Origin of the sequence: Gilliamella sp. HK2, from assembly GCF_001690265.1 — a bacterium.
In the GTDB taxonomy this organism is placed as follows: domain Bacteria; phylum Pseudomonadota; class Gammaproteobacteria; order Enterobacterales; family Orbaceae; genus Gilliamella; species Gilliamella apicola_C.
This window is the reverse complement of record NZ_LZGV01000036.1, coordinates 1-2,961: the sequence shown is the minus strand read 5'-3', so window position 1 is coordinate 2,961 and position 2,961 is coordinate 1. Positions and strand designations below refer to the sequence as shown.

Here is a 2,961-nt window from a genome sequence, read left to right as displayed (position 1 = left end):
ATTTATGCCAGAAGAAGACTTTACTTGGCCAATCAAAGTCAACTGGCCAGAAGAAATCGACAAAAAATCCAAAGCCAGCTCGCTTGAAGAGTATCAACAAATAGATGCCGAATATAAAAAGTTAGGAAATAAATAATGCCATCCAAATATCAACCGCAAGTGTCATGCTGGCGCGAAGATTTGCACAAAGGTGTATATACAACGCAATTGCCTTTAAGTAATAATAAAAAATTACGTTATGCTAATGATGATTATTGTGAATTTTCACGGCGTTCAGGAGGAGGATTTTTTGCTCGTGGGATTACAGCATTTATTTCCTCAATTCTTTTTTTATTATCATTATTTTTTGTATTTACGGGGATTTTCGTTATTACAGTGAGCGATGATAGAATAATAATAATATCAGTTATTTTATTGATAATATTTGTCGCTTATTTTCTTCTTCAATTCTTACTAAATACACTGTTTGCCCCCGAGGATTGCCCCATCCGTTTAAACCGTAAAACAGGTAAAGTTTATATTTATGACCATTCTCTTTTATATTTTGGAACATGGACTACCCTTACTCGCTCGCCCTTTAGAGCTAAAGAGATAACCGTTAAAGAGTTTAATTGGGCAGATATTCAAGGGTGTATGACCTCAGTATCGGTACCGACGGGCAGTGGCGGAATGGTTAGAAGTTATCGCCTAGAGTGTGTGGTATGTGAGCCTAATACCACCAATGTAATTGACCACTTTCTGTTGGCGGCCGGTAGCAGTTTAGGTTATGACGAATGGATGTGGATAAATAGCTATATGGCTTTTTCTGATAATAATTTGGATGCCGAATTTATGCCAGAAGAAGACTTTACTTGGCCAATCAAAGTCAACTGGCCAGAAGAAATCGACAAAAAATCCAAAGCTAGCTCGCTTGAAGAGTATCAACAAATAGATGCCGAATATAAAAAGTTAGGAAATAAATAATGCCATCCAAATATCAACCGCAAGTTTCCGCATGGCGCGAAGATTTATACAAAGGGGTTTATACAACGCAATTGCCTTTAAGTAATAATAAAAAATTACGTTATGCTAATGATGATTATTGTGAATTTTCAAGAAGATTCACAGGGATGAAATATTCTCTTCGTTGTATAACAGCAATCTTCTCTTTAATATTTGTTATCTCTATAATATTAGGAATATTATTTATTATTTATATTATTACTAAACTAAATGACGGAAGGTCTATATTTATACTTTGTACTTTTTTAATAATATTGTCATTTCAGCTCTTTCTTCAGATGTTTTTGAATATTTGTTTTGCTCCTGAAGATTGCCCAATACGGTTAAATCGTAAAACAGGTAAAGTTTATATTTATGACCATTTTATTTTGTACTTTGGATCATGGGCAACTTTCACTCGTTCTCCCCTTAGAGCTAAAGAGATAACCGTTAAAGAGTTTAATTGGGCAGATATTCAAGGGTGTATGACATCAGTATCAGTTCCTCTTGCTAGTGGCGGAATGGTTAGAAGCTATCGTCTAGAATGTGTGGTATGTGAGCCTAATACCACTAAAGTGATTGATCACTTTTTGTTGGCTGCTGATACCAGTTTAGGTTATGAGGAATGGATGTGGATAAATAGCTATATGGCTTTTTCTGATAATAATTTGGATGCCGAATTTATGCCAGAAGAAGACTTTACTTGGCCAATCAAAGTCAACTGGCCAGAAGAAATCGACAAAAAATCCAAAGCTAGCTCGCTTGAAGAATATCAACAAATAGATGCCGAATATAAAAAGCTAGGAAATAAATAATGCCATCCAAATACCAACCGCAAGTTTCCGCATGGCGCGAAGATTTATACAAAGGGGTTTATACAACCCGCCATTATTTAAGTAATAATAAAAAATTACGTTATGCTAATGATGATTACTGTGAATTTTCTAGGCGAACAATAGGATGGAAGTGGGTTCCGCGTTGGATCACGATTATTTGTTTAGTAATGCTTATTTTATTGCTGATTTTTGGAGTATATATTGCATTTTATGGTATTACTTTTGAAACTGAAGGGATACTTATATCTATACCTTTTGGGCTATTATTCCTTTATCTAATATATTTCTTCTTACAGCTTGTTTTCTATCTATTCTATGCTCCCGAGGATTGCCCAGTACGTTTTAATCGTAAAACCGGTAAAGTTTATATTTATGACCATTTTCTTTTATATTTTGGTTCGTTAGAAACATTTACTCGTTCACCATTTAGAGTGAAAGAGATAGCAATGAAAGAGTTTGATTGGGCAGATATTCAAGGGGTAATGACCTCAGTATCGGCGCCGATTTCTGGTGGTGGTATGGTCAGAACTTACCGTATAGAGTGTGTGGTATGTGAGCCTAATACCACCAATGTAATTGACCACTTTACTTTTTGTATAGATAGCAGTTTAAGTTACGATGAGTGGATGTGGGTGAATAGTTTTATGGCATTTTCGGATAAAAACCTCGATACCGAACAGATGCCAGATGAATACGAGTGGTCAGTAAAAATCAATTGGTCCGAAGAACTCGACAAAAAATCCAAGGCCAGCTCGCTTGAAGAGTATCAACAAATAGATGCCGAATATAAAAAGCTAGGAAATAAATAATGCCATCCAAATACCAACCGCAAGTTTCCGCATGGCGCGAAGATTTGCACAAAGGTGTATATACAACACAATTACATTTAACTAATAATAAAAAATTACGTTATGCTAATGATGATTATTGTGAGCTTTCTCGGCGGTTCACGGGGATGGGAAGCTTATTAATTAGATTGATTGTTATTATTCTTTTCTTTATATGTGTATTGATGATAATTTCTGGATTAGTTGCTGTACTTTTTGCTATATTTTATCTTGATACCCATAAAGCACTATTTATTCTTTCATTTTTTTTATTTTTAATATCCAGTCCAATATTTATTCAATTTTTTCTTACTTTT

4 protein-coding genes are annotated in these 2,961 nt (G+C 34.7%); all 4 read left to right on the top strand.

Annotated elements, in window-relative coordinates:
* Window positions 1–135: 135 nt before the first annotated feature.
* Entirely contained in the window at window positions 136–963 is an 828-nt protein-coding gene (locus tag A9G45_RS03175) for a DUF6708 domain-containing protein (RefSeq protein WP_065566305.1), read from the top strand.
* A complete protein-coding gene (locus tag A9G45_RS03170; protein ID WP_065566306.1) occupies window positions 963–1,796 on the top strand; it encodes a DUF6708 domain-containing protein in 834 nt (277 codons plus the stop codon). Before A9G45_RS03175 ends, A9G45_RS03170 begins: the two co-directional genes overlap by 1 nt.
* A complete protein-coding gene (locus A9G45_RS03165; protein ID WP_065572365.1) occupies window positions 1,796–2,626 on the top strand; it encodes a DUF6708 domain-containing protein in 831 nt (276 codons plus the stop codon). The genes A9G45_RS03170 and A9G45_RS03165 overlap by 1 nt, the downstream gene beginning before the upstream one ends.
* On the top strand, window positions 2,626–2,961 hold a 336-nt coding region (locus A9G45_RS03160; RefSeq protein ID WP_176701806.1), incomplete at its 3' end, for a hypothetical protein. The genes A9G45_RS03165 and A9G45_RS03160, both read left to right, overlap by 1 nt.

Excerpts from the sequence above, each read along its gene's own strand:
- A9G45_RS03165 (WP_065572365.1), top strand. The coding sequence starts at position 1,796 with ATGCCATCCAAATACCAACCGCAAGTTTCCGCATGGCGCGAAGATTTA.
- A9G45_RS03175 (WP_065566305.1), top strand. The coding sequence starts at position 136 with ATGCCATCCAAATATCAACCGCAAGTGTCATGCTGGCGCGAAGATTTG.
- A9G45_RS03170 (WP_065566306.1), top strand. The coding sequence starts at position 963 with ATGCCATCCAAATATCAACCGCAAGTTTCCGCATGGCGCGAAGATTTA.